The 22,458-nt window shown below is 65.4% G+C and carries 21 protein-coding genes; 10 read left to right on the forward strand and 11 right to left on the reverse strand.

The genetic code is table 11. The annotated features are described in order from the left end of the window. Window positions 1–20 precede the first annotated feature (20 nt). A complete protein-coding gene (gene dapA, locus BMI89_RS14575; protein ID WP_078522012.1) occupies window positions 21–893 on the reverse strand; it encodes a 4-hydroxy-tetrahydrodipicolinate synthase in 873 nt (290 codons plus the stop codon). 157 nt (window positions 894–1,050) lie between these two features. Between dapA and BMI89_RS14580 the strand changes: the two genes are divergently transcribed. Further along, window positions 1,051–2,994 carry a lytic transglycosylase domain-containing protein gene (locus BMI89_RS14580; protein WP_078571526.1) on the forward strand — a complete coding sequence of 648 codons (1,944 nt, stop codon included), beginning with the start codon at window positions 1,051–1,053 and terminating at the stop codon, window positions 2,992–2,994. Between the two features lie 64 nt (window positions 2,995–3,058). On the opposite strand, the gene BMI89_RS14585 is transcribed toward BMI89_RS14580, so the two are convergent. Beyond that, window positions 3,059–3,931 carry a DMT family transporter gene (locus BMI89_RS14585; RefSeq protein ID WP_078571527.1) on the reverse strand — a complete coding sequence of 291 codons (873 nt, stop codon included), beginning with the start codon at window positions 3,929–3,931 and terminating at the stop codon, window positions 3,059–3,061. After that, the gene (gene mnmD, locus BMI89_RS14590; protein WP_078571528.1) at window positions 3,924–4,598 is read right to left on the reverse strand and encodes a tRNA (5-methylaminomethyl-2-thiouridine)(34)-methyltransferase MnmD; all 675 of its coding nucleotides are present in this window, start codon (window positions 4,596–4,598) and stop codon (window positions 3,924–3,926) included. The genes BMI89_RS14585 and mnmD overlap by 8 nt, the downstream gene beginning before the upstream one ends. Before the next feature lie 49 nt (window positions 4,599–4,647). Between mnmD and BMI89_RS14595 the strand changes: the two genes are divergently transcribed. After that, on the forward strand, window positions 4,648–5,697 hold the full coding sequence (locus tag BMI89_RS14595; RefSeq protein WP_078571530.1) for an FAD-binding oxidoreductase: 1,050 nt from the start codon (window positions 4,648–4,650) through the stop codon (window positions 5,695–5,697). A 212-nt stretch (window positions 5,698–5,909) separates the two neighbouring features. Here the strand turns inward: BMI89_RS14595 and BMI89_RS14600 are convergent, their stop codons facing one another. The 7 genes from BMI89_RS14600 to BMI89_RS14630 all read right to left on the reverse strand — a co-directional run bounded on the left by BMI89_RS14600 (window position 5,910) and on the right by BMI89_RS14630 (window position 12,999). Next, window positions 5,910–6,638: a sterol desaturase family protein gene (locus BMI89_RS14600; protein ID WP_246832040.1), complete on the reverse strand. Its 729-nt coding sequence runs from the start codon at window positions 6,636–6,638 to the stop codon at window positions 5,910–5,912. A 116-nt stretch (window positions 6,639–6,754) separates the two neighbouring features. Continuing rightward, complete coding sequence (locus BMI89_RS14605; RefSeq protein ID WP_078571533.1) at window positions 6,755–7,171, reverse strand: Na+/H+ antiporter subunit G; 417 nt, start codon at window positions 7,169–7,171, stop codon at window positions 6,755–6,757. Between the two features lie 7 nt (window positions 7,172–7,178). Continuing rightward, entirely contained in the window at window positions 7,179–7,448 is a 270-nt protein-coding gene (locus tag BMI89_RS14610) for a K+/H+ antiporter subunit F (protein ID WP_078522019.1), read from the reverse strand. After that, entirely contained in the window at window positions 7,445–7,936 is a 492-nt protein-coding gene (locus BMI89_RS14615) for a Na+/H+ antiporter subunit E (RefSeq protein ID WP_078522020.1), read from the reverse strand. Before BMI89_RS14615 ends, BMI89_RS14610 begins: the two co-directional genes overlap by 4 nt. A gap of 13 nt (window positions 7,937–7,949) precedes the next feature. Further along, window positions 7,950–9,665 carry a monovalent cation/H+ antiporter subunit D gene (locus BMI89_RS14620; protein WP_078571648.1) on the reverse strand — a complete coding sequence of 572 codons (1,716 nt, stop codon included), beginning with the start codon at window positions 9,663–9,665 and terminating at the stop codon, window positions 7,950–7,952. Beyond that, window positions 9,665–10,003 carry a Na+/H+ antiporter subunit C gene (locus tag BMI89_RS14625; protein ID WP_078522021.1) on the reverse strand — a complete coding sequence of 113 codons (339 nt, stop codon included), beginning with the start codon at window positions 10,001–10,003 and terminating at the stop codon, window positions 9,665–9,667. Before BMI89_RS14625 ends, BMI89_RS14620 begins: the two co-directional genes overlap by 1 nt. Next, a complete protein-coding gene (locus BMI89_RS14630) occupies window positions 10,003–12,999 on the reverse strand; it encodes a monovalent cation/H+ antiporter subunit A (RefSeq protein WP_078571535.1) in 2,997 nt (998 codons plus the stop codon). The genes BMI89_RS14625 and BMI89_RS14630 overlap by 1 nt, the downstream gene beginning before the upstream one ends. 416 nt (window positions 13,000–13,415) lie before the next feature. Between BMI89_RS14630 and BMI89_RS14640 the strand changes: the two genes are divergently transcribed. The 4 genes from BMI89_RS14640 to BMI89_RS14655 are packed head-to-tail and all read left to right on the forward strand — an operon-like array spanning window position 13,416 to window position 18,282. Further along, the gene (locus tag BMI89_RS14640) at window positions 13,416–15,068 is read left to right on the forward strand and encodes a glucan biosynthesis protein (RefSeq protein ID WP_078571538.1); all 1,653 of its coding nucleotides are present in this window, start codon (window positions 13,416–13,418) and stop codon (window positions 15,066–15,068) included. Continuing rightward, window positions 15,065–15,277, forward strand: a complete 213-nt coding sequence (locus tag BMI89_RS14645) for a hypothetical protein (RefSeq protein WP_078571539.1) — start codon at window positions 15,065–15,067, stop codon at window positions 15,275–15,277. Before BMI89_RS14640 ends, BMI89_RS14645 begins: the two co-directional genes overlap by 4 nt. A gap of 1 nt (window position 15,278) precedes the next feature. Next, window positions 15,279–17,093 carry a glucans biosynthesis glucosyltransferase MdoH gene (gene mdoH, locus BMI89_RS14650; RefSeq protein ID WP_078571540.1) on the forward strand — a complete coding sequence of 605 codons (1,815 nt, stop codon included), beginning with the start codon at window positions 15,279–15,281 and terminating at the stop codon, window positions 17,091–17,093. Next, window positions 17,086–18,282, forward strand: coding sequence for an OpgC domain-containing protein (locus tag BMI89_RS14655; protein ID WP_168176819.1), 1,197 nt, complete (start codon window positions 17,086–17,088; stop codon window positions 18,280–18,282). Before mdoH ends, BMI89_RS14655 begins: the two co-directional genes overlap by 8 nt. 1 nt (window position 18,283) lies before the next feature. Here the strand turns inward: BMI89_RS14655 and BMI89_RS14660 are convergent, their stop codons facing one another. Continuing rightward, window positions 18,284–19,180, reverse strand: a complete 897-nt coding sequence (locus tag BMI89_RS14660) for a LysR family transcriptional regulator (protein ID WP_078540305.1) — start codon at window positions 19,178–19,180, stop codon at window positions 18,284–18,286. Window positions 19,181–19,303: 123 nt separating this feature from the next. Between BMI89_RS14660 and BMI89_RS14665 the strand changes: the two genes are divergently transcribed. The 4 genes from BMI89_RS14665 (at window position 19,304) to BMI89_RS14680 (ending at window position 22,420) form a co-directional block, all read left to right on the forward strand. Continuing rightward, window positions 19,304–19,876: an NAD(P)H-dependent oxidoreductase gene (locus tag BMI89_RS14665; protein ID WP_078571542.1), complete on the forward strand. Its 573-nt coding sequence runs from the start codon at window positions 19,304–19,306 to the stop codon at window positions 19,874–19,876. Between the two features lie 204 nt (window positions 19,877–20,080). Further along, a complete protein-coding gene (gene ffh / locus BMI89_RS14670) occupies window positions 20,081–21,580 on the forward strand; it encodes a signal recognition particle protein (protein WP_078522030.1) in 1,500 nt (499 codons plus the stop codon). 4 nt (window positions 21,581–21,584) lie between these two features. Further along, window positions 21,585–22,127, forward strand: coding sequence for a GNAT family N-acetyltransferase (locus tag BMI89_RS14675; protein ID WP_078571543.1), 543 nt, complete (start codon window positions 21,585–21,587; stop codon window positions 22,125–22,127). After that, entirely contained in the window at window positions 22,124–22,420 is a 297-nt protein-coding gene (locus BMI89_RS14680) for a chorismate mutase (RefSeq protein ID WP_078522032.1), read from the forward strand. Before BMI89_RS14675 ends, BMI89_RS14680 begins: the two co-directional genes overlap by 4 nt. Window positions 22,421–22,458: the final 38 nt, after the last annotated feature.

Here is a 22,458-nt window from a genome sequence, read left to right on the forward strand (position 1 = left end):
TCTTCGCTTGGCTCGGACCCTCAGATCAGACCGGCATGCGCCATCGCAGCGTCGATCGCTGTCTTCGTCTCGGGCAGAAGCTCGGTCAGCGGCAGGCGCACCTCGGCCGAGCACATGCCCAGCTTCGACATCGCGTATTTCGCGCCCGCGACACCCGGCTCGAGGAAGATCGCCATATGCAGCGGCATCAGCTTGTCCTGATAGCTCAGCGCCTTGGCATAATCGCCCGCAAGCGTCGCCTCCTGGAATTCCGCGCAAAGCTTCGGCGCGACGTTCGCGGTGACCGAAATGCAGCCCACGCCGCCATGCGCGTTGAAGCCGAGCGCGGTCGCGTCCTCGCCCGAAAGCTGGATGAAATCGGGCCCGCAGGTCGCGCGCTGCATCGAGACACGCTCGAGCTTGCCGGTCGCGTCCTTCACACCGACGATGCGCGGCAGCTTGGCCAGCTCGCCCATCGTCTCGGGGATCATGTCGATCACCGAGCGGCCGGGGATGTTGTAGATCACGATCGGCAATTCGCAGGCATCGTGCAGCGCGCGGTAATGCTCGATCATGCCGCGCTGCGTCGGCTTGTTGTAATAGGGTGTCACGACGAGCGCCGCATCGGCCCCGGTTTCGGCCGCGTGCTGGATCAGACGGACGCCTTCGGCGGTCGAGTTCGAGCCCGCGCCCGCGATGATCGGGATACGGCCCTTCGCGGCTTTCACGACCTCGGTGATGACGGTCATATGCTCGGCGTGGCTCACCGTCGGGCTTTCACCGGTGGTGCCGACCGGCACGAGGCCGTGGCTGCCCTGGTCGATATGCCACTCGACGAGTTTCTTGAGCGTGTCCAGATCCAGTTCGCCGTCCTTGAACGGCGTGACCAGTGCGGGAAGAGACCCTTTGAACATGACACGCTCCTTTTTTGGTTGGGCCGGGGGGGTGAGTCGTCCCGGCGGAAATCGGCCGGGTTATAGGCGGTTGCGCGACGGTTGCCAACTTGTGATTCATCCCCATCTGTGAGAGGCCCGTAGCAAAGGGACAAACCCGCGACCACGAGCAGCCATTATGATCCGACGCCAGTTCCTCGCCGCACTTGCGGCTTCGAGTTTCGCGCTCTCGCCGGCCGCGCTTCGCGCCGCGAGTTCGGCGCTATCCGATGCTTTCGCCGCGGCCAATTCCGGCAACTGGGACGAGGCTGAAAATCTCGCGCGCCGCGTCGGTCCTTTGGGCTTCGATGTCATTGAGTGGAAACGCCTGCGCGACGGCGAAGGAGACTTCGCCGACTATCTCGATTTCGCCACCCGCCGCGCCGATTGGCCCGGCATGCCGTGGCTGCGCGAGAAGGGCGAAGCCAAGCTCGACGGCATCCCGCCGCGCGAGGTGATCGCCTATTTCAAGCTCGGCCCGCCGCAGACCGGCACCGGCGCGCTGGCGTTGATTGGTGCGCATCTTGCCTTGGGACAGAAGGCGCTGGCGGCCGAGGTCGCCAAGACCGCGTGGCGCCAACTGCCGATGGACGGAGACGAACAGGCGAAATTTCTCGCCGACTACCCTTCGCTTATCTCTGCCGATCATGGCGGGCGGATGCAGAACATGCTCGATCGCGGGCATCTGTCGGATGCGCGCCGGATGGTCGGTCTGGTCACGCCGGGCACCAGGGCCGTGGCCGAGGCGCGGATCGCCCTGCAGGCGCGCGAGCAGGGCGTGGACGATCTCGTCGCCGCCGTCCCCGGCTATATGGTCGAGCGTTCTGCGGGGCTTGCCCGCGACCGCGCGATGTGGCGCTGGCGCGCGGGGCTGGAAGACGGCGCGGCAGACCTGATCCTCGAACGGTCGAAATCCGCGACCGATCTGGAAGACCCCGACCTTTGGGCGACGCTGCGCGGCTATCAGGCGCGCTGGGACCTGCGCGCAGGCAATACGCAACGCGCCTATGATCTGGCCTCCTCGCACCATCTGGAACCGGGCGGCGCGGATTACGCCGATCTCGAATGGGTGGCGGGCTATGCCGCGTTGAAACTGGGCCGTGCCGATACGGCCTACAGCCATTTCCACAATCTCGAAAAGGCGGTGGACGGGCCGATCTCGTCGTCGCGGGCATGGTATTGGCAAGGCCGCGCGCTGGAGGTTCTGGGCCGCAGCGACGAAGCCAAGGCCGCATGGCGCAAAGGCGCGGAAAATCAGGACGCCTATTACGGACTTCTGTCGGCAGAGCGGCTGAACCTGTCCCTACCAGCGAATTTCTCCAAGGGCCCCGACCTGCCCGACTGGCGGCGCTACAAGCTACGCCATTCTTCGGTTTTCAAGGCCGCGCAGCTGCTCTATGAGGCCGGGGAAAACGAGCTGGGCGCGCGCTTCGTGCTGCATCTCGAGGAAAGCCTCGGACCGGGCAATTTCGGCGCGCTCACGAAGTACGCGCTGGAAGAGGACGACACCTATCTGGCGCTGATCATCGGCAAACGCGCCGCGCTGAAGGGCGAGATCATCGCGCAGGCGCTCTGGCCGATCCCGGGGCTGACGAGCCATGATCTGGGCGTGCCGGAAGAAGTCGTCCTCGCGGTCGCCCGGCGCGAGAGCCAGTTCGCGATCGGCGTGGGCTCTCCGGTGGGCGCGCAGGGTCTGATGCAGCTGATGCCCGGCACCGCGAAGATGATGGCGGATAAAACCGGCCAGCCATACGAGAAGGCACGGCTGACGACCGACGCGACCTATAACCTCAAGCTCGGCGGCGCCTATCTGGCGGAGCTGCGCGACGAATTCGGACCGTCTTCGGTGCTGGTCGCATCGGGCTACAACGCCGGGCCCGGACGTCCGCGGAGCTGGATGGAGGACCGCGGCGATCCGCGGATCGGCACGGTCGACGTGATCGACTGGGTCGAGATGATCCCCTTCACCGAGACCCGCAACTACGTCATGCGCGTCTCCGAGGCGATCCCGCCCTATCGCGCGCGGCTGGGCAAGGGCGAGGTGAAATTCACCGACATCCTGCGCGGTGACGTGACCGATTGAGGGGCGCTGCCCCTCGGCCTGACGGCCTCACCCCGGGATATTTGAACCAAGCCGAAAGAGGCGGTCACGCCTCTTGGGCCACCCGCGCGCGCCAGAGGGTGAAGAGCCCCGCGCTGACCACGACCCCGGCCCCGATCACCACGTTCCACTCCAGAGACTCGCCGAAGACGACGACACCCAGCGTCGAGGCGAAGACCAGCTGCAGATAGGCGAAGGGCTGGATCGCCGAGGCCTCGGCCACTTCATAGGCCTTGATCAGCAGGAAATGCCCGGTCGCGGCGGTGAAGCACAGCACGACCATCCACGCCCAGTCCGACGCGATCATGTTCTCCCAGTGCCAGATGCCGACCGCCGTGATCACCAGCGCCCCGATCACGCCGGTGTAGAAGAAGGACACCGAGGCCGGATCGACGCGGCCCACATAGCGCGTCATCAGCGAGTAGAGCGCGAACAGCGTCGCCGCCGCCAGCGGGATCAGCGCATAGGGGGAGAACACACCGAAGCCGGGCTTGAGGATGATGAGCACCCCGATGAAGCCGACCCCGATCGCTGCCACGCGCCGCCAGCCAACCTTCTCGCCCAACACCGGCCCGGAAAGCGCCGCGACCAGCAGCGGATAGCAGGCGAAGACAGCATGAGAATGAACGAGCCCGAGATAGACGAAGGCCTGCACCATCACGATCACCTCGGTGATCAGGACGACCGAGCGGATCACCTGCGCCCAAGGCAGGCCCGAGCGCGTCGCCCGCTTGATCCCGCCGGGGCTGCGCGCTGCGATCACCAGCACGAAGGCGGCGAAGAACCAGAACCGCACCATCAGCGCCATATAGACGTTATAGGTCTCGGCCAGATGGCGCGAGATGCCGTCCTGTAGCGCGAAGATGAAGGTCACCGCGACCATCAGCGCGATGCCGCGGCGGGTCGATTGTTCAACCATGTCTCACCCCGCGCGACATATGGCGTTTGCGCCCGAAGCCCGGGCTGCGGTTGACCTCGAAGTCCGCGGTCTCGAGGGCGCGGCGCACGAAGCCCGCCGCTGTGTAGGTGGCGAATGTCCCGCCCGGCACCGTATGGGCGCCGACCTCGGCCATCAGATCGTCGCCCCAAAGCTCGGGGTTTTTCGCGGGCGAAAACCCGTCGAGAAACCACGCATCGGCTTTTCCCGCCCAAGCGGGAAGCGCCGTGCGCGCGTCACCTTCGATGATCTCCACCGCGATCGGACCTAGTTGAAACTGACGCTGCCCCGCAGCCCAGGCTTCCAGATAGGGACCGGCCACGGGCGCGACCTCCGGAAATGCGTCCAGCGCCCGTGCGATCTCGTCGGCCTCCATCGGGTAGGCCTCGAAGGAGGTGAAGCGGATCGGGCAGTCCTCGGGGCAGGCCAGCCGCAGCGCAAGCAGGTTCAGCCCCGTGCCGAAGCCCAGCTCGGCCACATGAAAGCCCGGACGCAGCCGCGCGGGCAGATCATTGCCCGCCAAGAACACGTGTCGCGTCTCGTCCAGACCGCCCGCAAGGCTGAAATAGGGATCGTCGAACCGTCGCGAGACCGGCACAAGGTCATCGCGCCAATCGAGATCGGCTTTGCTCTGGTCAGGGGCGTTCATCGGGGATAGTCCACAGTCTCCGGCCCAGCCTTGAAGCAGGAGGCGCGAAATGACAAGCGGCAGACACGACATAACCGTGCGCGGCGGCGGCATCTTCGGCCTCGCGATCGCGTATCAGGCAGCAAGGCGCGGCGCGAAGGTCCGCCTGATCGAGCGCAGCCGCATCGGCGCGGGCAGTTCGGGCGGCCATGTCGGCGCCCTCGCCCCGCATGTGCCGGAGAACTGGAACCCCAAGAAACAGTTCCAATTCGAGAGCCTGAGCATGGCGGAAGCCTTCTGGGCCGACGTGCAGCGCATCGGTGGCGGCGATCCGGGCTATGCGCGCCTCGGGCGGCTGCAGCCGCTGGCGGACGAGGCGCAGATCGCGCGCGCCAAGGAGCGCGCGGCAGGGGCGGCCGAGCTGTGGCAGGGCTTCGCCAAATGGCGCGTGGCAGAGGCCGCGGAATTCGGCACCTTCGCGCCCCCTTCTCCCACCGGTCTCGTGATCCACGACACGCTCACGGCGCGCGCCAATCCGCGCGCCGCCGGGGCCGCGCTGGTCGCGGCGCTCGAAGCGATGGGCGCGGAGATCGTGATCGGCGAGGCCGAGGAGGTCGGTCCTGTGATCCACGCGACCGGCGCCGAAGGTCTGGCAGAGTTGAACGCGGTGGTCGGCAAAACTGTCGGCACCGGGGTGAAGGGCCAATCGGCACTCTTCCGATACGATGCTGGCGACGTGCCGCAGCTCTTCGCGGAGAGCCTCCATATCATTCCCCATTCAGACGGCACGGTCGCGATCGGGTCGACCTCCGAGCGCGAATTCGACGCGCCCGACATGACCGATGCGCAGCTCGACGCGCTGATCGAGAAGGCCCGCGTGTTATGTCCGCCCCTCGCCGAAGCCCCGGTGATCGACCGTTGGGCCGGGGTGCGCCCGCGTGCCAAGTCGCGCGCGCCGATTCTGGGCGACTGGCCCGACCGTCCGGGACATTTCATCGCCAATGGCGGGTTCAAGATCGGCTTCGGCATGGCGCCGAAAGTGGCCGAGGTGATGGTCGATCTGGTGCTGGAGGGGCGCGACACGATCCCCGAAGGCTTCCGCGTGACCGACAACCTGTAAGGGGCTCCGCCCCCGGCCTGCGGCCTCCCCCGGGATATTTATCCCAAGAGGAAGAAAAACGCCCGGCTCGAACCCGGTTGCGGGCGGCTGGCCGGGCGCTTCCCCTTGGGCGGTCATCGGCGTCCCCGCCTGTTCCGCGAGATCAGGGTCAGGCGATTCTGGTTACGGAAGGTTTAACTTCCTCTTGGCGGAAATATCCCGGGGGGGGCGCGTCAGCGCGCGGGGGCAGCGCCCCCTCCGACATGACCCGCCCGCGAGACCTCTGCCTCGGTGATTCCGAAGCGCGGCGCGAATTTCTCCCGCGCCGCGATCAGACGTGGATCGTCGGGGCGCAGGCCGAGGGTCCGGATGAACTCGACACGGCTTTGGGTCTTGAGCTGATCGCGCGAAATCGCGGTGCCCATCAGCCGGTCGATCACCTCGCCTCCGGCCGTGACGTGAAACCATTTCGAGAAGTCGCGGAAATGGTGCTGGTTGTGCAGCGTCGAGACATGGCGCTCGATCGCGGTCTTCTTCACGGTGACATGGGCGGTGGTGTGGAACCATTCATAGGCGAGGAAGGTCGCAGCGCCCCCAAGCGGCACAACGGCCACGGCAATATCGAACGCATAAGGCACGCCGATCAGCGACAGCACCGTCCAGAGAAGCGCGGTATTGCCCACGAGCACCGGCACGATCACCGAGAGCGGCGCGAACAGAAGCGGCCAGCAGGTGGGGAATTCGTGGTGGCCGTAATGCACCCGGTAGAGCCAGTTGAAGGCCCATTGCCGCTTCGGCGGCGCCATGTGGAAGATGTAGCGGTGGAGCCCGTATTCGTTGAGCATCTGCGCCGGGATCCCCAGCAGCGCGACCGCCCAGAGCCACCAAGGCCCCTGCGCGATCCAATAGGCCGCCGCGGCGACGACTGCGATCATCACCCAGATCGACAGATGGGACAGCATCAGCCGCATCCGCATCGCGAAAGTCTCCCGAAATCTCCTCCGGGGATCAGCCTGCCACGGGTTACGCGCGCGTCAAAGCGTTTCGCAACGTCAGGGCCAGTCAGTCGTTCTCGTCGTCAGTCGTTCTCGTGCGGGATGTTCTTTTCCCGATCGACCGCCAGTTCGCCCTTCGAGGTATCGGCGTCGGCTGTGTGCACCGCCCAGTCGCCCTCGCCTGCGGGCTTCGGCAGCTTCTCGGCCGGCCAGTCGCGGAAGATATTGGCCTTCGAGATGAAATGCGCGGTGATCGGGGCTGTCAGGAAGATGAAGATGGTGACCATCAGCTCGTGCAGGGTCAGGTGGCCCTGCTTCACCGCGAACCAGACCATCGAGGCGATCAGGATCGCGCCCACGCCCAGCGTTGCAGCCTTGGTCGGCGCGTGCAGGCGGGTCATCGGGTCGGGCAGTTTGACCAGCCCGAAGCTGCCGACGAGGCCGAAGATGCCGCCGATCACGAGCAGCGCGGAAATCAGGATATCCCAGAACAGTTCCATCACGCCCTCACTCGATAATGTCGCCGCGCAGGATGAACTTGGCGAAAGAGACCGTCGCCACGAAACCCGTCATTGCGTAAAGGATCGACGCCTCGAAGAAGAGCGCCGTGCCCTCCCAGATGCCGAACAGCACGATCATCGCGATCGCGTTGATCGCCATCGTGTCGAGCGCGAGGACCCGGTCGGTCACGCCCGGCGCCTTGACGACCCGGTAGAGGTTGAACAGCAGCGCCAGCGAATAGCAGGCGATGGCGAAGATCAGGGCATAGGTGATCATTCGAAAATCTCCTTCAGGCGGGCCTCGTAGCGGGACTTGATCTCGTCGCGCACCTCATCGGCATCGGGCGCGTGCAGCGCGTGGACCAGCAGCGAGTGCCCGTCGGCGGCCAGTTCCGCCGTGAGCGTCCCGGGCGTCATCGTGATCGTGCCCGCCAGTACCGTCACCGCCTCGGGCGTGACGATGTCGAGCGGCACCGTGACCCAGGCGGGGTGCAGCTTGGAGTTGGGCATGAAGAGCACGATCTTCGCCACGGTGATATTCGCGACGATGATATCCCAGATCACGATGAAGATGTACTCGATGATCTTCAGCGGCTTCGCGAAACGCGGGCGCGCGGGCCAGTAGGGCGCGGTGATCCACGGGATCACGAGACCGACGAGGATCGCGAAGACCAGCGAATTGAGCGTGTAGCTATTGGCCAGCATCAGCCAGACCATCACCAGCGTGACGGTCAGGTAGGGGTGGGGAAGGATCTTGCGGATCATCTCTTTGCTCCCCTCAATGCGCCGCGGCGGGGGCGTCCTGCCCCGTCTCGGTTCCGGTGTGGGTGTCGGCCTGATCGGCGGGCGGGGCGTCGGCATGCGGGTCGGCGGCATTGGCCTCCCCGCCATGGCCCTCCTCGGCCTGCATTTCCTCGCTCACTTCCATATGCCCATGCTCATGCGCCCCGATCCGTGCCGCCTCCTGCGCGCGCTCTTCCGCGCCGGCGAGAACCGCGTCGATATATTGCGACGGCGTGAACAGCTGCGCGGAGGTGCCCTGCAGCCAGGTGCTCGCAGGTCCGGCCAGCGCGGTCAGCGCCACCGAGCCCGCCAGCAGGATGCCCGTCGCGGTAAAGGCGAGGCCCGGCGAGCTCGCGTCCTTCGGCGCGGGCGGTAGATCGTCTTCCTCGGCCTCGACCGCGTAGGAGCGCCAGAACACTTGGCTACCCGCACGGGCATAGCCCACGATCGCGATCAGCGAGGTCACCAGAACCGTGGCCCAGAGCGCCCATTGGCCGCGCGTCGCATCGAGGATCATCAGCTTGCCGAGGAAGCCCGAGAGCGGCGGCATCCCGGCCATCGCGATTGCGCCCATGAAGAACATGCCCGCCATCAGCCCGTGGTTCTTCATCAGTGGCGCATCGGTAAAGCCGAGCCCCCAGCGCCCGCGCCGCTCGCGCACGAGATCGGCGATCAGGAACATCGCGCCGGCGGTCAGCGTCGAGTGGATCATGTAGTAAAGGCCCGCCGAAGTGGCGCCTTGCGTGAATTGCGCAAATGCCAGCATCATCGTCCCGACCGAGCCGATCACCGCATAGGCCACCGTGCGGCCCATGTCGCGAGCGCCGAGAATACCGATCATCCCGATCGCCAGCGTCAGGAAGGCGGAGGGCAGAAGGACGTCATGGGCAAGCGTGCCGATCGTACCAGTGATCGGGAAGATCAGGGTATAGACGCGGACGATCGCATAGGTCCCGACCTTGGTCATGATCGCAAACAGCGCCGCTACCGGGCCGGGCGCATTCGTGTAGGTCGCGGGCAGCCAGAATTGCAGCGGCACCAGCGCGGCCTTGACCGCGAAAACCAACATCAGAAGCGCCGCGCCGACCTTGATCAGCGCCGTCTGCTCGGTCGGCATCTCGGCCACCTTCACCGCGAGATCCGCCATGTTGAGCGTGCCGGCCGTCGCGTAGATCGTCCCCAGCGCGAAGAGGAACAGCGTCGAGCCCGCGAGGTTGTAGACCACGTATTGTACGCCCGATTTCAGCCGCGCGCGCCCGCCGCCATGGATCATCAGACCGTAGGAGGCGATCAGCAGAACCTCGAAGAAGACGAACAGGTTGAACGCGTCGCCCGTCAGGAAGGCGCCGTTGATCCCCATCATCTGGAACTGCATCAGCGAGTGGAAATGCCAGCCGCGCTTGTCCCAGCCAGAGCCGATCGCATAGAGCACGATCACGAGGCCGAGGATCGAGGTCAGCAGCAGCATCAGCGCGGACAGCCGGTCGAGAACCAGCACGATGCCGTAGGGCGGCTCCCAGTTCCCGAGGCGATAGACCTCGGGCGGGCCCATCGACGCCGACACCATCAGCACGATGGCCAGCACCAGAAGCGCCGACATGCCGAGGATCGAGGCCACACGCTGCGTGACAAGATCGTAGCGCATCCACAGAACGATCAGCGGCGCGAGCATCGCCGGGATCAGGACGGGCGCGATGATCCAATGCTCCATCATTGGCCGTCCTCCTCTTCCTCGAGGTCGATGCGGTCATTGCCCGCCTCGATGAAGGCCCCAAGCGCGAGCATCACCACGACCGCCGTCATCCCGAAGGAGATCACGATCGCGGTCAGAACCAGCGCCTGCGGGATCGGGTCTGTATAGGAGGTTACGCCGTCGCGCAGGATCGGCGGCTGGTTGATCACCAGACGGCCGGTGGCGAACAGGAACACGTTCACCGCGTAGGACAGCAGCGACATGCCCACCACCACGGGGAAGGTGCGCAGACGCAGGATCATGTAGATGCCGGCGGCGGTCAGCACGCCGATGGCCGATGCAACGAGCACTTCCATCAGTGATCGCCCCCATTGGTCTTCTTGTTCTCGTGCACGGTGTCACGCTCGTTCTGGGTGGCTTCGCGCGCGGCGCGGGCGGTCTTCCACCAGCGGCGCGGCACTTTGGCTTCGGGCGGATAGGGCCCGGCAGAGAGCGGCGCGAGCACGCGGGCCTCGGGCTTCTCGGCCGCGATATGCGCGCCCTCCTCGCCGCCTTCCTCGCCCATCGCGGCGCGGCGCGCGAGGCGGCTCAGCCCGCCAAGCGCCAGCATCACCGAGCCGACGACGCCGAGGAACACGCCAAGGTCGAAGCCCGCAGCGGTCGCCAACTCGAACTTGTCGAGGCCGGGCAGTTTCACATAGCCGAAATCGGAGGTCAGGAAGGGCATGTCGTTGAAGAAGGCCCCGGCCCCGGTGATCCCTGCGACCAGCACGCCAGACGCGATCAGCACGTGGTAATAGACCTTCTGGCGCGCCTGCGTCCACGCAAAGCCCGAGGCCATGTATTGCGTCACCAGCGCGATCGCGACCACGAGACCGGCGATGAAGCCGCCGCCGGGCTCGTTGTGGCCGCGCAGGAAAATATAGAGCCCCACGACCAGCGCGATCGGCATCATCACCCGCGTCACGATCAACAGCATCAGCGGGTGCTTGTCGCCGCCACGCGGCACGTCGGGGCGCCACGCGATCAGCTTGCGCGAGGACGCACCCTGCAGCAGCGCCTCGGTCAGCGCGAAGATCACAAGCGCGGCGATGCCCAGCACCGTGATCTCGCCGAACGTGTCGTAGCCACGGAAGTCCACGAGGATCACGTTCACCACGTTATCCCCGCCCGCAAGGTTGTAGCTGTTGTCGAGCATGTAGCCGGACATCGTCGGGAAGGCGAAATCGCGGGTCAGCAGGGCGTAGATCAGCCCCGAGACCGCAACGCCCGCCGCGACCGAAAGCCCGACGTCAAAGCCGATCTTCATCCGGCTGGATTCGATCGAGGTGATCTTGGGCAGGAAGTTCAGCGCGAGAAGCATCAGCACCGTCGTCACGATCTCGACCGAGATCTGCGTCAGCGCGAGGTCGGGCGCCGAGAGGAAGATGAAGGAGATCGAGACGGTCAGGCCGACGATCCCGATCAGCACCAGCGCGAGGATGCGGTTGTGATGGAAGGCCACGATACACATCGTGGCCGTAAGCAGCAGCAGCCACGAGGTCACCGCCGCGCCGTTTACCGGCGTCAGCGACCGCGTCTGCGGTCCCAGCGTGCCGCTCATGAAGGCATAGAGCCCCACCCCGACCGCGGTGATCGTGAACAACATCAGGTAACGCGCCATCGCGCCGGTATGCAGCCCTTGGGTGATCCAGGCCGCGAGGCTCTGCACCTTCGCGACCACCCAGTCGAACATCGCCTTGGCCTCGGGGCGCGGGGTCGCATCCCAGAGGCGCTGGAATGGGCGATGCGCGGCGAGCAGAGCGATACCGCCGGTGACGGCAATGGCCGACATGATCAGCGCGGGCGTGACGCCGTGCCAGATCTTCAGCTCGTGCATGTGATAGCCGCCACCGACGACCGCATTGGTCGCCATCTGGACGTAGCCGCCCGCCACCGCCATCGGGAACAGGCCGATCGCGATCACGAGGAAGGCGAGGAAAGCCGGGCTGATCCACATGCCGAAGGGCGGATCATGCGGGGTCTTCGGCAGATCCTGCGGCGGCGGACCGAAGAAGCCGTGGCTGATGAAGCGGAAGGCGTAGGTCGCCGAGAACAGCGCTGCGATGGTGGCCAGCACCGGGATCAGCCAGCTATTGTCGAGCCACTTCGTATGGGCCGCGGCTTCCAGCATCATCTCTTTCGACAGGAACCCGTTGAAGAAGGGAATGCCCGCCATCGACAACGCCGCGATGGTCGCGATCACGAAGGTGATCGGCATCAGCTTGCGCAGCCCCGAGACGCGGGTCAGATCGCGCGTGCCCGCCTCGTGATCGACGATGCCCGCCGACATGAAGAGCGCCGCTTTGAAGGTCGCGTGGTTGATGATGTGGAACACGGCGGCCAGCGCCCCGGCTTCGGTCCCTAGTCCCAGCATGAAGGTTATGAGCCCCAGATGCGAGACGGTCGAGAAGGCCAGCAGCGCCTTCATGTCGTGTTTGAAGATCGCGATCTTCGCGGCGATCAGCATGGTGATCAGGCCAACGCTCGCCACGATATAGAACCACTCCGGCGTGCCCGAGAGCACCGGCCACATCCGCGCCATCAGGAACAGCCCCGCCTTCACCATCGTGGCGGAGTGCAGATAGGCCGAGACCGGCGTCGGCGCCGCCATCGCGTGCGGCAGCCAGAAATGGAACGGGAATTGCGCGGATTTCGTGAACGCACCCCCGAGGATCAGCAGCAGCGCCGGGATGTAATAGGGGCTCGCCTGAATGGCGTCCTTGTGCTGCAGGATCTCCGAGATGTCGTAGCTGCCCGCGATATTGCCGAGGATCAGCATCCCCGCGATCATCGACAGGCCGCCCAGACCGGTCACGGTCAGCGCCATGCGCGCGCCCTGACGGCCCGCAGGCAGGTGCTTCCAATAGCCGATGAGCAGGAAGGAGCTAAGCGAGGTCAGCTCCCAGAAGATCAGCAAAAGCAGGATATTGTCGGACAGCACGATGCCCACCATCGCGCCTTGGAACAGCAGCAAGTAGGTGTAGAACTGACCGACCGGGTCCTTGTTCGACAGGTAGAACCGCGCATAGAGGATGATCAGCAGCCCGATCCCGAGGATCAGCGTCGCGAACAGCATCCCCAGACCGTCGATCCAGAAATTCACGTTCAGGCCCAGCCAGGGCAGCCAGTCGATCTTGGTCTCGACGACACCACCCGCCATCACGGTCGGCAGGTTCAGCAACAACCCGAGCAGCGCCAGCCCCGTGAACAGGGCTGAAACCGCGGCGGCATTGGTGCGTCCGGTGCGGATAAGGATCGACGGCATGGCTGCGCCCAGGAAGGGCAAAGCGGCGATCAAGGCAGGCGACATCTTCTCTCCGGTCCGTTCTTTGGCGGGCCTTGGGGCGATGGATGCGACCGCACTCTCCCCCCGCGCAAGCATTACTTTACCTGCGCACAGGGGGCATGTCTGTCAAGCTTCGCGACGGCGTTTCCTGAGTAGAATCGCAAGGCATTGTGCGGAGGCCGCCTCAAAGCGACAGCGATCGGCCCCTCTCCCGCCATTTTGCACATGCGGCATTCTGCGGCACAAATGTCGCTGAATCGGCGGGAAATCGCGCTTTTCGATGCATGGATGGGCGATGTTATGCGAGAATCGCATGGCTCGACCCTGTCCGTCCGATGGGCCTCGCATACCCTCTTGCAGTTTTTCTGGGCATGTGGCTATGCAAAATGCAGCACGGTGGTTTTTCTCCGTGCGAAGCGACTGTAATCGCAGGGAAACAGATGCCTAATCCCCGCACTGTGCAAGTGCCCCAATTCTCCCGCCGACAGCTCCTCGCCGCCGGTTCCGCTTTTGGCGCGTTCGCCGCCGCGGGAGGCTGGCCCGGTCATGCGCTCGCGCAAGACAGCGCCGCCCCGGCCGAACCCGCTACCGCTCCCACCCCGCCCCCCGCCGCACCGCAGCAATCGCCGTTTTCTTTCGACGATCTCGCGGCACGGATGCAGAAGGCCGCGAAGGGAGACGCCGTCCCGCCCGAGACCAGCTCGGCCGATTTCCTGAGCAAGCTGGATTACGACAGCTACCGGATGATCCGCTTCGACCCGGACAAGTCGCGCTTCGAGAATATCGAAGACACGCGCTTCGAGTTGCAGGCCTTCCATCTGGGCTGGCTTTTCAAAGAGCCGGTGCATCTCTCCAGCGTCGAGAACGGGCAAGCGAGCCCGATGAACTTCTCGACCGACGATTTCATCTACCAGAGCAAAGCGCGCAAGATCGTCCCCGAACATGCCGATCTGCCGGGCATCGCGGGCTTCCGGCTGAACACGCCGCTCAACCGCCCCGATGTCATGGACGAGTTGATCGCGTTTCAGGGCGCGTCCTACTTCCGCGCGCTCGGCCGGGGTTCGGCCTATGGCCTGTCGGCCCGCGGGCTTGCCGTGAACACCGGCGTCTCCGTCGCAGAGGAATTCCCGCGCTTCACCCAGTTCTGGGTCGAGACGCCGACCTCGGGCGCGACCTCGATTACCGTCTTCGCCGAGATGCATTCGGCCTCGCTGACGGGGGCCTACAAATTCGTCATCACCCCTGGCGAGGCGACCTCGGTCGACGTGACCGCACGGCTCTTCATCCGCGAGGACATCCAACAGCTCGGTGTGGCGCCGCTGACCTCGATGTTCCTCTACGGACCGCGCAACCGGCATAATTTCGACGATTACCGTCCGCGCGTGCATGACAGCGACGGGCTGGCGATCGAGCAGGCCGATGGCGACAAGCTGTGGCGCCCGCTGCAGAACCCCAACAAGCTCGCCTCCTCCTATTTCGCCGAGAGCGCGCCGCAGAGCTTCGGCCTCTATCAGCGCGAGCGCGAATTCGATCACTATCAGGACGCCTCGGCCCGCTACGAGCGCCGTCCTTCGGTCCGCGTGACGCCGCAGGGCGACTGGGGCAAGGGCATGGTTCGGCTGGTCGAGATCCCCTCGAAACTCGAGGTGAACGACAATATCGTCGCCTTCTGGGTGCCCGAAGCTCCGGCAAAAGCAGGCGATGCGCTGGAATTCGCCTATCGGCTGGAATGGGGCGATCTGCCCCCCGATCCGAGCGATCAGCGCGCCTATGTGGACCAGACATGGGCCGGGACCGGCGGTGTCTCGGGCGTCGAGAACACCAAGGGCACCCGGAAATTCGTCATTGATTTCAAGGGCGGAGAGATTTCGCGCCTGCCGGCTTCGGCCGTCGACGAAATCAAACCGGTCACCCACGCGAACAAGGGCAAGATCGAAACGCAGACCCTTTCGAAGGTCGAACAGGACAATGTCTGGCGTCTCGTGCTGGATATTTCCGCCGATGGCGACGCGCCCGTGGAACTCTCTGCCACTCTTGCTGGTTTTGGACGGAACCTCTCCGAGACCTGGCTCTACCAGTGGACCAAAACATGATTTCACATTTGACGCTGCCGGAAGTGCCGGCGCTGACCGACCAGCCGCGCGCCGAGCGCCGGCTGTCGCCCGAAGACCTCGTTGCCGGGCCCGCCGCGCTGCCGGTGGCCCCGATGGCTATGCCTGCGCAACAGATCGAACCCGATCTTCGGCTGAGTACCCGGCTCGCCCGGATGCTGACCCGCCGCCCGGTCGGGGAAGGCACCTGACATGTCCGCGCTCGCGCGTCCTCGCGGCGCATTGCTGATCGGCCTGCGCGCTCTGGCGCTCGGGCTCGCTGCGCTTGCGGGTATCGGCGCCTTCGTTCTGTTCATTCAGTTCGGTCAGGCCGACGGCTTGCAGACGCTCGACGTGGTGCGCGCGCTGCTGATCCTGATCTCGACGCTCTGGCTCGCCTGGGGCGCGGTGCAGGCGCTGATCGGACTAACCTCGCGCGCCGAACCGCCGCCGCGCCTGGACCCGCATGCGCGCATCCAGGGCCGTACGGTCGTGTTGGTGCCGGTCTATAACGAAGACCCGGTCTCCACCTTCTCGCGCGTGGCCGCGATGGATGCCTCGCTCGCCGCGACCGGCGACGACGCGGAGGTGCATTTCGCGATCCTCTCGGACACCCGCAAGGACGACATCGCCCAGCGCGAGGTGCAGGTCTTCGCCCATCTCGTCGAAGAGCGTGACGCGCTTGGCCGGTTCTTCTATCGCCGCCGCACCAACAACGTCGGCAAGAAGGCCGGGAATATCGAGGATTTCATCACGCGCTCCGGCGCGGCCTATGATTTCGCTCTGATCCTCGATGCCGACAGCCTGATGGAAGGCGAGACGATCCTGCAGATGATCCGCCGGATCGAAGCCGAACCGCGTCTGGGCCTGCTTCAGACCCTGCCGAAAGTCGTGCGGGGGCGCTCGCGCTTCGCCCGCGCGATGCAATTCTCGGCCAGCTTCTTCTCGCCCGTCTTCGCCCGCGGCTTGGCGATGCTGCAGGGCAGGACCGGCCCGTTCTGGGGCCATAACGCCATCGTGCGCACCCGCGCTTTCGCCGAAAGCTGCGGCCTGCCTGCATTGACGGGCCAACCGCCCTTCGGTGGGCATGTGATGAGCCACGACTATGTCGAGGCAGCACTTCTGGCGCGCAACGGCTGGCTGGTGCGGCTCGACGACGATCTGGAAGGCTCCTTCGAGGAAGGCCCGGAGAATATCGTCGATCACGCCAAGCGCGACCGCCGCTGGTGTCAGGGCAATCTGCAGCACGCGCGCATCATCGGCGCGCCCGGGCTGCGCGGCTGGTCGCGGTTCGTCTTTGCGCAGGGCATCATGGCCTATATCGCGCCGCTGTTCTGGCTAGGCTTTCTCGTGGCCTCGGTCGCGGCGCCATTGTTCATGCCGCCGCCGGATTACTTCCCCGAGCCCTACTGGCCCTTCCCCTATTTCCCGCCGTCGGAGGCCTCGAAAGCGATCGGCCTCGCCATCGGCATCTTCGGGCTTCTGCTGGTGCCGAAACTGCTGATCGCAGGGCGCGCCGCGATGAACGGCACAGCGCGCGGCTTCGGCGGCGGCAACATCGCCTTCGCTTCGACGCTGAGCGAGTTGCTCTTCTCCTCCCTCACCGCCCCGGTGCTGCTGGCCTTCGCCACGCGCTCGGTCTTTCAGGTGCTGTTCGGCGCGGATGGTGGCTGGCCCACCAACAACCGCGGCGACGGGCGGCTGAGCGTGGCCGATGGGTTCACCGCGGCGTGGTGGATCGTGGCGATCGGTGCTGCGGGCCTTGCCGTCACATGGTGGCTCGCGCCGGGTCTGCTGTTCTGGCTGCTGCCGGTGGGGCTGCCGATGAGCGCCGCACCGTGGCTGATCTCGTGGTCGTCGCAGCCGTCGCGCTCGCAGCTGATGCTAGTGCCCAGCGAAATCGACACGCCCCGCATCCTGCGTCTGCACGATGCGATCTTCACCCGCTGGGAAAACGCTTTCCCGACCCCCGAGGGCGACCGCGCCGGCTTCGCGGACGCCCCTCACCGGAGCCCCGCACATGCGTAACATTGCGCTGATGAAACCCGGGCGCGACCTGCGGATCGATCTGTTCCGCGGCCTCGCGCTGGTGATGATCTATATCGATCACATCCCGGGCAATCTTTACGAGAACTTCACCTCCCGCAATCTGGGCTTCTCGGATGCGGCGGAGGGCTTCGTCTTCATGTCCGGTCTCGCCGCCGCGCTGGCTTACGGTCCGGCGCTGGCGAAGGGGCTGAGCTGGGAAGGCACCTCGCGGCTCTGGGGCCGGGCGTGGCTTCTCTATCTCGTGCATATCCTGACCGCCGTCTGGGCGATCGCCATCGTCTCGGCCGCCGTGCAGTTCTGGGGCAACGAGGCGATGCTGTCCAAGAATGCGATGAAGATCTATGGCACCGACCCGTTCGGCTTCCTGATCGGGATCGCGACGCTGGGCCACCAGCTGGGCTATGTGAACATCCTGCCGATGTATATGGCACTCTTGTTGATGGCGCCCGCGCTGATCCGGATCGGACAGCGCAGCAAATTGGCGCTGCTAGCGACCTCGGTCGGGCTTTGGGTGGCGACGGGGCTGTTCCGGCTGAACCTGCCGAATTACCCGATGGAGGGCGGCTGGTTCTTCAATCCGCTGGCGTGGCAACTGGTGTTCAGCCTCGGCATCCTGACCGGGCTGTCGCTGCGCCAAGGCAAGCGGCTCGTGCCTGTGAAAGGCTGGATCATCGCCGTCGCGGCGGGCTGGCTGGCGCTGACCTTCGTGTGGGTTCACAACGGTTGGATGCTGAAGAATTTCGGCCACGCGGTCTGGCAGTTGCGCCAATGGAACGTGCCCTTCTTCATCGCGGGCTTCGACAAGACCTTCGTGTCGCTTCCTCGCCTGTCGCACCTGCTGGCGCTCGCCTACATCCTGTCGCTGCCGGGGATCATCCCGCGCATCGCCGAGGCGCGCGTGTTGGAGCCGATCCGGATGCTCGGGCGCCACTCGCTGCCGATCTTCGCGCTCGGCACGGTGCTGGCAATCGCGGGCCAGACGGTGAAGCAAGTGCATCCGGGCGGGTTCTGGCAGGATACGCTGCTGATCTTCGGCGGGCTGGCGCTGCAATTCGCCTTCGCCTACGGGCGCGACAATTTCGGCGCGAAGGCCGTGGCGCGACGCCGGAAGGCCCGCGAAGAGGCCGAACCGGCACCGGCCCCGGTCCGGCTGCACGCAGCCGAATAGCTCAGCTCAGGATCAGACCGTCCGAACGGGCCGCCTGTTCCTTGATCGCTTTCACGGCGGCCTGAACCTTCGGCGTCCGGTGCAGATCGACATGGGTCACCAGCCACAGGTTGGTGTCCCAGGTATCATAGGGCTTCACCACCTCTTCGAGCGTCGGATCGGCACGCCCCATCGGCACGGTCAGGAAGCCCAAGCCCAGACCCGCCTTGATCGCATCGACCTGGCTCTCGTGCTCGTTCGCGCGGAACACGACCTGCTCGTCGGGGACGTTGTCGCGCAGCCAGCGATAGAAGGGCGCGCGGCTGTCGCGGTTGTCGTTCGAGACGAAACGGTGCTTCGCGAGCTCTTCCTTGGAGCGCGGAATCCCGAAGCGCTCGACATAGGCGTGGCTCGCATAAAGCGCGTTCTGCATCCGGCCCAGCGACTGCACCACGTTATCGGGTTCGGTAGGGCGGTTGCCGGCGCGGATCGCGACATGCGCCTCGCCATATTCCAGCCGGAACACGCGCTGATCGGTGAGATAGCGCAGACGCAGCCCGGAATATTCGCCCAACAGCTTTTCCATCGCGGGCAGGACAAGCACCGAAACCGCAGTCAGCGACGTCACGATCAATTCGCCCGTGACTTCGTCACCCGCGCCTGCGATCCGGGCGGCAAGCTGGCTGAACTGATCCTCGGTCGCCTGCCCCACGGAGAGCAATTGCTGCCCCGCTTCGGTCGGCGTGTAGCCACGCGGATGGCGCTGGAACAGCTTGGTGCCCAGCTTGTCTTCCAGGGCGTCGACATGGCGGATCACCGTTGCGTGGTGAACGCCCAAAACCTCTGCCGCCCCCGAGACGGTGCCGATGCGCGCCACGTGGAAAGCGGTGCGGATTTCATCCCAACTGTCAAAGCTCATGCTGTGCATCCGTGAACATAATCTGCTCGATCATGCCCGTTGCGTTCTGGATTGCAAGAGACAAGTAAGGCGCAGACCGAAATTCACGACCCCACATCGAACACGTTTTACGGAGTCCTCCCCATGACCAAGATCCTTCGTATCGACAGCTCCATCAAGGGCGACGCGTCGATCTCCAAACGCCTCACCGACAAGATCGTCGAGCGGCTCGGCGGCGACGTCACCGCCCGCGACGCGACCGCCATCCCCACCATCGACGGTGCGTGGCTCGGCGCGGCTTACACCCCCGCAGACCAGCGTAGCGACGAACAGAAAGAGCTGCTCGCCCTGTCCGACGAGCTGATCGCGGAAGTGAAAGCCGCCGACACGATCGTCATCGGTTGCGGCGTTTACAACTTCGGCGTCACCGGCCCGCTCAAGCACTGGATCGACATGATCTGCCGCGTGGGCGAGACCTTCCGCTACACCGAGGCTGGCCCTGAAGGCCTCGCCGGTCCGAAGCGCGTTGTCATCGCCTACTCCTCGGGCGGCGTGCCGCAGGGCTCCGCCTTCGATTTCGCGACGCCCTACATCAAGCAGATCCTCGGCTTCATCGGCATCACCGACGTGACCGTGGTGGCCGCCGAGGGCGTGAACCTTGACGAGGCTGCGGCGGTCGCCAAGGCCGAAGAGCAGATCATCCACCTCGCGGCCTGATCCCCAGTCTGCAAAGACGTCCCTACCTCCCCCGACTGGCCCCGTGGTTGACTCCGCGGGGCCTTTGTCATAGTTCACGCGAGATTTCCCCGGAGGACGAATCCCTCCGGTCCCGGCATGAGGTCGGGATCGCCACCAGTCAGCGCGTTGCGCCCACTGGTGCGCTTGTCGTTTGTCCCGGCCCCAATCACAGGAGGGTGGCCCATGTTCGAAAGTCTATCAGAGCGCCTAGGCGGCGTCTTCGACCGGCTGACCAAACAAGGTGCGCTTTCCGCCGATGACGTGAAAACGGCCATGCGCGAAGTGCGCGTCGCGCTTCTCGAAGCCGACGTTTCGCTGCCGGTCGCCCGCCAGTTCATCAAGTCGGTCGAGGGCAAGGCCACCGGCGCCGCGGTCACCAAATCGGTCACGCCGGGCCAGCAGGTCGTCAAGATCGTCCATGACGAGCTGATCAAGATGCTCGCGGGCGAAGAGGCCGCCGATGCGCTGAAGATCGACAACCCGCCCGCGCCGATCCTGATGGTCGGTCTGCAGGGCTCGGGTAAGACCACCACCACCGCCAAGCTCGCCAAGCGTCTCAAGGACCGCGAAGGCAAGCGCGTGCTGATGGCCTCGCTCGACACCAACCGCCCCGCCGCAATGGAGCAGCTGCAGATCCTCGGCACGCAGATCGGCGTCGACACGCTGCCGATCGTGAAGGGCGAAAGCGCCGTGCAGATCGCCAAGCGCGCCAAGCAGCAGGCGACGCTGGGCGGCTATGACGTCTACATGCTCGACACGGCGGGCCGTCTGCATATCGACGAAGTGCTGATGGACGAGGTTCAGGCGGTGCGCGATGTCGCGAACCCGCGTGAAACGCTCCTCGTCGTCGATGGCCTGACCGGTCAAGACGCGGTCAACGTCGCGACCGAGTTCGACGAGAAGGTCGGCGTCTCGGGCGTCGTGCTGACCCGGATGGACGGCGACGGTCGCGGCGGTGCGGCGCTGTCGATGCGCGCAGTCACCGGCAAGCCGATCCGCTTCGTCGGTCTGGGCGAGAAGATGGACGCGCTCGAGACCTTCGAGGCCGAGCGTATCGCGGGCCGCATTCTCGGCATGGGCGATATCGTCGCCCTCGTGGAGCGCGCGCAGGAGACGCTGGAACAGGAACAGGCGGAGCGCATGGCCAAGCGCTTCCAGAAGGGCCTGTTCAACATGAACGACATGAAGAACCAGCTCGATCAGATGATCAAGATGGGCGGGATGCAGGGTGTCATGGGGATGATGCCGGGCATGTCGAAATACGCCAAGCAGGCCGAAGATGCGGGCCTGAACGACAAGACGATCACCCACCAGATCGCGCTCATCAACTCGATGACCAAGAAAGAGCGCGCCAACCCGCAGATCCTTCAGGCGAGCCGCAAGAAGCGCATCGCGGCGGGCGCAGGCCTCGAGGTCTCCGATCTCAACAAGCTGCTGAAGATGCACCGCCAGATGTCCGACTCGATGAAGAAGATGGCCAAGATGGGCAAGGGCGGCATGATGAAACAGGCGATGAAGATGATGGGCGGCAAGGGCGGCGGTGCGCCGGATCTGGCCAACATGGATCCCGCCGAGGTCGAAGCCGCGGCGAAGGCGATGGGCGGCAAGATGCCCAAGGGCGGCATGCCCGGTCTGGGCGGCGCGCTGCCGCCGGGCCTGTCGGGCTTCGGCAAGAAGAAGTGACCCGATGACCGTCGCGCTCTCCCCCACCCCTGTTCTCGAGACCGAACGTCTCGTGCTCCGCGCCCCGAAGGCTGCGGATTGGGAGGCATGGCGCGATTTCTACATGTCCGAGCGCAGCCACTGGTTCCGCCCGGTGAAAGAGCCGACCCCGGAAGCCGCATGGCGCAGTTTTGCTGCGATCACCGGCCATTGGGTCCTGCGCGGCTGGGGCATGTTCGTGATGACCGAGCGCGGCTCGGATCAGGGTTTCGGGGCGCTTGGCCCCTGGATGCCCGAGAGCTGGCCCGAGGCAGAAATCGCGTGGTCGGTCTGGTCGCAGGACGCCGAAGGCAAGGGCTACGTGGCCGAGGCTGCGCGCGCGGTGATCGCCCATGCGTTCCGCGACCTGAACTGGTCGACCGCGGTCAGCTACATCGACCCGAACAACACCCGTTCGACCGCGTTGGCCGAGCGTCTGGGCGCGCGCCCCGACCCGCAGGCCGCCTATCCCGGGGAGCCGCCGATCGTCGTCTGGCGTCACCCCGCACCGAAGGAGGCCGCCGCATGAGCGATGCAACCACCCGTGCCGCTGAGTTGCTGAAAGAGCATCGCGACAGCATCGACCGGCTCGATGCGGTGATGATCTACACGCTGGCCGAACGCTTTGCCCAGACGCAGGCCGTCGGCAAGCTGAAGGCAGAGCACGACCTTCCGCCCTCCGATCCCGATCGGGAGGCCAAGCAGATCGCCCGGCTCGAAAAGCTGGCGAGCGATTCCGGGCTCGACCCGGAATTCGCGAAGAAGTTCCTCAATTTCGTGATTTCGGAAGTGATCCGGCATCACGAGAAATTCCAGAAATGACGGGCCATCCGGCCCATCACCAGCCATCCAAAGGAGAC

Origin of the sequence: Thioclava sp. F36-7 (genome assembly GCF_002020075.1) — a bacterium.
GTDB classification, from domain to species: domain Bacteria; phylum Pseudomonadota; class Alphaproteobacteria; order Rhodobacterales; family Rhodobacteraceae; genus Thioclava; species Thioclava sediminum.